6 protein-coding genes are annotated in these 6,237 nt (G+C 34.9%); all 6 read left to right on the top strand.

What is annotated here, in order from left to right; genetic code table 11:
• Positions 1-348 precede the first annotated feature (348 nt).
• Positions 349-1,263 carry a 6-bladed beta-propeller gene (locus KTG12_RS20790; protein ID WP_149936090.1) on the top strand — a complete coding sequence of 305 codons (915 nt, stop codon included), beginning with the start codon at positions 349-351 and terminating at the stop codon, positions 1,261-1,263.
• Positions 1,264-1,597: 334 nt separating this feature from the next.
• Positions 1,598-1,834: an NVEALA domain-containing protein gene (locus tag KTG12_RS20785; protein WP_149936091.1), complete on the top strand. Its 237-nt coding sequence runs from the start codon at positions 1,598-1,600 to the stop codon at positions 1,832-1,834.
• Between the two features lie 105 nt (positions 1,835-1,939).
• Positions 1,940-3,097 (top strand): 6-bladed beta-propeller, encoded by a 1,158-nt coding sequence (locus tag KTG12_RS20780; RefSeq protein WP_149936092.1) that lies wholly within the window; start codon positions 1,940-1,942, stop codon positions 3,095-3,097.
• A gap of 43 nt (positions 3,098-3,140) precedes the next feature.
• Positions 3,141-3,401 (top strand): NVEALA domain-containing protein, encoded by a 261-nt coding sequence (locus KTG12_RS20775; RefSeq protein ID WP_046452832.1) that lies wholly within the window; start codon positions 3,141-3,143, stop codon positions 3,399-3,401.
• Positions 3,391-4,533: a 6-bladed beta-propeller gene (locus KTG12_RS20770; protein WP_046452831.1), complete on the top strand. Its 1,143-nt coding sequence runs from the start codon at positions 3,391-3,393 to the stop codon at positions 4,531-4,533. Before KTG12_RS20775 ends, KTG12_RS20770 begins: the two co-directional genes overlap by 11 nt.
• A gap of 96 nt (positions 4,534-4,629) precedes the next feature.
• Complete coding sequence (locus KTG12_RS20765) at positions 4,630-6,111, top strand: transglutaminase domain-containing protein (protein WP_229034181.1); 1,482 nt, start codon at positions 4,630-4,632, stop codon at positions 6,109-6,111.
• The last annotated feature ends 126 nt before the right edge of the window (positions 6,112-6,237 follow it).

Raw genomic sequence — 6,237 nt, 5'->3', positions numbered from 1 at the left:
TTGATATTCAATTGATAAAAGGAAATTAGTGATAGTATGACAGTTGTTTTTCAAAATAATCCTATAATGCAATAAAGCAGGCCGATGAGGGCTATGCAAAATTTATTTCAGAGAAATTTAAACAGGCTCTTAATCACGACTCTTGGCATGTTAAAACATATTATCAAACATTTACATACGGTATTGATATGATTTTAAAACAAATACATAACATCAGCTTGGTCCTATTATTAATTTGCTCATCTTGCATAGACACTAAAGTCGATTCTATATTTATCAATTTAGAGCATGCAGAGAGTAGCATAAACTATTCTTCTATATTTGAACGGGTTGAATATATTAATTTAGATGCAGGAGAAGAATGTTTATTATCAGGAATCAAAAAAAATCTATTTTGATTCAGATACACTTATTTTTCAAGATTCTAAAAATGAGGGAGTTTTCGTTTTTAATTTAAAAGATCATAAACTGGTGAGTCACATCAATAGGATTGGTCAAGGGCCAGAAGAATATCATAAAGACAATGCAATAGCTGTTGATTCTACTTCGAATTTAATACATATCTATGATATGATGAATTTCAAAGTCAATGTTTATACCTATAAAGGAGAATATGCATATTCATATAAAATAGAATATTTTATGAGAGATTTTGCATGGATGGACAATCTGTTATTAATCATGCAACCTTGTATAAATAAGGTGTATAAGAGAAACGGTGTTTGGCTTTACAAGCCGATCGAAAAACAAGAATCTTTGCTGTTAGAGCATGATGGAGATGATCAGTCTTTTGAATTTATGTCTACCTATATCGAACAATCAGAAAATAAAATTTACTATTACGATCGAAACGACGATTGCATCTATCTTATAAACAATAAATCCATTTCCAGACTTTACAAAATAGATTTGAAGCAGAAAGTGCCATTAGACATACGAACTGCATCAAATCAAAATCCCAAAGATTTAAATATGAAATCAATGATGTTTGATTTTGTTCCCTCTCCTCATTCTGTATTGTTATGCTATTTTATGTTTGGAGAAAAAGAGAATCCATATAGGTATGTTCTAATTAATTCGAAAACAAAAGAAACCATCATATTTAAAAAATTTATAAATGATATGGATGATATTCTTTTCGCTGACAATAAGATATTCTGTATTAATGATCAATCATGGTGTAGGCTCTCTCAACAATCCGAAGACAGTGAAACAGTACAGTTGCAAATTATGTATTTAAAGGATCAATTTGTTCATCATTAATAAAATGAGCAATAATCATGAAACATTATGGAACAATCAAGAGAATTCTATCGAACAGAATAGACATATTAACTCGCTGATGGTGAGATTTATCCGGTAAAATAAAGCAATTAACAGGAAAAAGAAAGGAGTTCCTGCCTACCGCCTCACAAACGTTAGCAGAAACTCCCGGACTTTCCCTCATTCAATAACAAATAAAGAAGGAGGTAACGGCAAAAGTAGTAAATTTGAAACAAACGACAAAAGGGTTAGAAATCACCCGTCTCGGGAAATGATACCGGGCGAAAGGTTCAAAAACAAACATAAGTCTATAAATTCCTAAAACAAAACGAAAATGGGAAAGAAATTTTTTGGCGTAATCGCTTTTGTTGCGATCGCCACCGCCGCCGGCTGGAACTACCAGCAAAATAAACAAAGTGTTGAATTGTCGGACTTGGCATTGGAGAATGTCGAGGCATTGGCAAGAAATGAAAGTGGAAAGAACAATAAGGCATTGGCTCAAAAGGCGAATGGAGAATACTGTTGTACTCCTTTAAACGGTAATAATTGTACTCAATCACCAGTTTGTTAGAATGTTAATATTAGAGATATGTCAGAATTTAATTCGCAAATAATGTCTTATAAGATAAATTTGGGCATATCTTTTTGAATACTTCTAATCATCAAATTATTTCAAATGAGAAAGTCTATTTTTTTTCATGATCAACAGAGAGTCTGGCTCCTTGTTTGTTGGGTCTTTATCACATTCGGTTGCCTTCCTGAGGAACAGAGGCTTACATCCGTTCCTGCCATAGAAGTAGACATAGCTTCAGATACAGAGTTGAAATTGTCAGAATACTTTGAGAATTTTCGAATGCTCAAGCTTCCGACGGATACTCTTATGGGGGAAATAGAGAACATTAAGTGTGAAAATAATAAAATTTATATCTCTGATGGACTAACTCTTTTTGCTTTCTCCGAAGAAGGAGAATTAGCCCTTTGCTTAGAGAAAAGAGGTGAAGCTCCAGATGAATATTCTGGGATTTCAGATTTTGTGATAGACGGTGAAAATATTATAATATTGGACAGGAATCAACAAAAAACAATAACGTATGATCATTCAGGAAATAGTATTTCAACATTTCATCTCAAGTACTATGCACAAGCTATTTCGCCGATAGTGAATAATACATTTTTTTTATATAACGGATTTGATACAAGTCACAAATTGCATCGGATTAAAAATTGGAAAGAAGATTCCGCATTTTTAGAAGTAGATAAAAACCAAACAGGATACTTGTTCATATTCGCTCATCACAATTTTTATCAAGATCATGATTCTATTTATTTTTTTCAACCGATCAATGATACTATTTACAAGTCTGTTGAAGGCGGAAATATGGATCCGCTCCTCTATATCGATTTTAAAGGGAAAAATATACCTGCATCTTTTTTCAGTGATAAGAAATATGAAAACGTTAAAGATTTTTTCGACAATTTGCATAAAAGATCTTATGCCTATGGTATTTATAGTTTTATAAGGGATAAGCGATTCACGATGTTCGGTAGTTTCTATCAGAAAAATAAAAAATTGACATTATTCGACCATAAGAATAAATCATCGAATACTTTCGGTACAATTAAAGATGATGTTTATTTCAAGGGTTTGACGATCCCTATATCTCAATTCATTTATCATGCAAATAAGGATGGTTCTATCGTTGTTCCATTGGAAGCCTATTCTGTAGTTGAATGGCGAAATACATACACACCGTCTGAGCCATTCGGAAGTATAATCAATACAACAAAGGAAGATGATAATCCATTGCTTTTGATCTTCGATTTCAAACAGTAGAACCAATCACCATAAGTTTATAAATCCCTAAAATAATAATAAAATGGGAAAGAAAATTATCGGCGTCATCTCTTTTGCTGCAATCGCCGCAGCGGCAGGCTGGAACTACCAGCAGAACAAACAGAATGTTGAACTCTCTGACTTAGCATTAGAGAATGTTGAGGCATTGGCTCGTAGAGAAGGTGGAAGTACAAAATATAAATATGTAATTCCAGGAAGTGATTCAAGTGTAAACTACGTGTGTTCTGGTGCCGGAGATAAGTCCTTCTTCTTCTTAATGAATTTAGTTGACAATGAAAAATAAATTATTTATATTATTGGTCTTGTTTGGCATAACAGCTTGTACTTCTATAAAGAAGGAAGAACAAGCTATAACGAAAATTATTTTTTCTGAAACAAGTTCTTCTCTAAACCAATCAAATCTATTAGAAAACAAAAAATATGTACAGCTTGAAACGACTGATGAATGTCTGTTCTCAGAAATCACACAGTTTAGTTGTACTTCAAAAGAATTATTTATATTTGATATCTATACACAAAGCGTTTATGTTTTTGATTATACCGGAAAATTCTTAAGAAAGATACATAAAACAGGACAGGGGCCGGGAGAATATTCAATGATAACATCTATGTTAATCGATGAAGAAAGCAATCTGATATCACTTGTGGATTTAGGGCAAAAAATATTATCTTATGATCTAAATTCATTTGTGTTTATCGACGATATACATATAGAAACCACCTCGATTGAAAAGGCTGATAAAGACAATTTTGTCAGTTATAATTCACTTTCAACGCATATTGGAAACAAGGACTATAAATATCATGTTCTAACATGCAACAAAAACGGACAAATCGAGCAGAAGTTTCTACCGATTGAATTTGAAAGTGGATATACGATGCGGCCTATTCATCGATTCTATAGATCAGAAGGTGAATTATTTATCTATTTGCCTTTTACTTCTGACATTTACAAAATCACACCAGATTCATGTTTCCGTTATTATGACGTGAAATATGAGAACCTATCTTTTCCATCGTTAGAGTATTTGAAATCTATAGATAAACAAGGGGATAATTATATAAAAAAATTATATACAGACAATTATGTTTATTCTGTGCAAATATTTGAAAATAAGAAGTTTGTAACTTCTCAGTTTAGCGTCGGAGAGAGGAGATATATCGGAATATATGACAAGGACAAAAAAGAAGGGTATTATTATCTTAAAACAGAAAAAAATAGTCCTAAATCAATTGAAAAAGTTGACTATTTACAAATTATCGGAACGAATAAAGAGAACTTCATTTCTGTATTAAAATTAGATACGGATTGCAAGACTGAATATATGGATAATGAATTGCAACAAATCATATCAAGAAGGGCTGAAGAAAATAATCCTATTCTTCTTTTCTTTAATCTAAAAAGCAGTCAATAGTATGGATAGATGCGTTCTACATACAAGGACTTCAATCAAAAAAACTATAATGTTGACAAATTGTTCATTCTGCCTATGAAAACATGCTTCTTATTCATGATATTAAGTATTCTGACCTCTTGTGCTATACAAAAGATAAAAGGTGTCAGCTTGGAACAAGCCTTGTCTATGGCCGGAGAAAATCGGGCGGAATTGGAAAAGGTGCTCGAATATTACAAAAATGACAGTATAAAGTTAGAAGCAGCCCGATACTTAATCCGGAATATGCCGTTCCATTTTTCACGGATGGAATATTTCGTATCGCCCGAAGGCGAACGATATGTACCCGACATCCGGAATTTCACGGACAACCAAGCCGTAAAAAGGCATTGCGACTCTTTACAAGAAAAGGGATATACGATCAGGAAAGAGATCGTTTACGACATCAAGGCCTTACATAGTGATTATCTGATCCGAAATATAGACTTGGCTTTTCAAGCTTGGCAAAAACCTTGGGCTAAAGATATTTCGTTTGAGGGATTTTGCCGTTACATACTTCCCTACCGGGCAGAAGTGGAACCGGCATCCGATATGAGACAGGAATTAATGGAATATTACCTGCCATTGATAGATTCCGGGAAAGCCCGAAATGCTTTCGAAGCCTGTATGATCATAAACAAACAGTTTATAAACGATTTAAAATATAAAGAGACCGGACAGCCGTTTTATCCGACTGTGGAAGAGACTTTTCGGGCCGGTATCGGAGAATGCGACGCTTTATGCAATTTCGCGACAATGGCCATGCGCGCTGTCGGCATACCGGTAGTCGTGCAAACCACAACCTGGACGAAAATGGATTTAGCCCATAGTTGGTGTGCCGTACTACAGGATGGCGAATTTTATGATTTCAGTCCTGCTTATGCCGGACCAGACGAATACAGGCAAAAACTTATGACTGTCCGTTATCTGAAACCTGCAAAAGTGTACCGCAACTTGTTTGATGCCGATTTCAAAAAATCACGGACGGACGATGGTTATACCACATACTTAAAAAGCCCTTTATTAAAAGATGTCACGGCAGAAAGCGGTTATCCGGTTTTGGATTTGAGGATCGAGGCTGACAAAGCGCCATCCTCAGCAGAAAGCCTTGTTTATTTATGTGCTTATAATTACTACGAATGGAAACCGGTCGCTATTGGCATACAGACCGATGCCGTCTGTGAATTTAAAGATGTTGTCGGCAATAATATATTCATCATAGCTGAAGGTGGCAAAGAACAGGAGTTGAGATACATTACCGCACCGTTTTTAGTCGATTCGTCGGGACACATCCGGAAATTCATACCTGACAAAAATAAACTTGTCACGCAAGAACTTTGGATAGAAAAAGGAAAAACTCCTCGTAACCTACATTTTTGGGATGTCGAGAAAGAATATTTCATCCCTGTATCATGCGACAGCATTACTTCGGACACAACGCAACTTTATACCCGGATACCGGATAACGCCCTTTTATGGTATGTAACTCCTCACCGGGCATTGGGACAACGAGTAGGATTTATAGAAAACGGCCAACTGAAAAGGACATGGGATTTCTAAAGAAAATCATCAATTGGTTACTGAATGCGATTTTGGTTGTTTCTATTGTAGTCAGCATCTGGATTTTCTCCCAAGTCTTCCTCCTCGCCTCCTTCCGCATCCCCAGCGACTCGATGGAGCCGGAAC

The sequence above is a fragment of the Parabacteroides sp. MSK.9.14 genome (assembly GCF_019041495.1).
Classification (GTDB): domain Bacteria; phylum Bacteroidota; class Bacteroidia; order Bacteroidales; family Tannerellaceae; genus Parabacteroides; species Parabacteroides merdae.
Note: the sequence above shows the minus strand (reverse complement) of the source record. Positions and strands in the feature narration are given on the sequence as shown.

What these genes read in the sequence shown, in the direction of transcription:
- KTG12_RS20785 (WP_149936091.1), top strand. Translation starts at nt 1,598, where the DNA reads ATGGGAAAGAAATTTTTTGGCGTAATCGCTTTTGTTGCGATCGCCACC.
- KTG12_RS20770 (WP_046452831.1), top strand. Translation starts at nt 3,391, where the DNA reads ATGAAAAATAAATTATTTATATTATTGGTCTTGTTTGGCATAACAGCT.
- KTG12_RS20780 (WP_149936092.1), top strand. Translation starts at nt 1,940, where the DNA reads ATGAGAAAGTCTATTTTTTTTCATGATCAACAGAGAGTCTGGCTCCTT.
- KTG12_RS20790 (WP_149936090.1), top strand. Translation starts at nt 349, where the DNA reads ATGCAGGAGAAGAATGTTTATTATCAGGAATCAAAAAAAATCTATTTT.
- KTG12_RS20775 (WP_046452832.1), top strand. Translation starts at nt 3,141, where the DNA reads ATGGGAAAGAAAATTATCGGCGTCATCTCTTTTGCTGCAATCGCCGCA.
- KTG12_RS20765 (WP_229034181.1), top strand. Translation starts at nt 4,630, where the DNA reads ATGATATTAAGTATTCTGACCTCTTGTGCTATACAAAAGATAAAAGGT.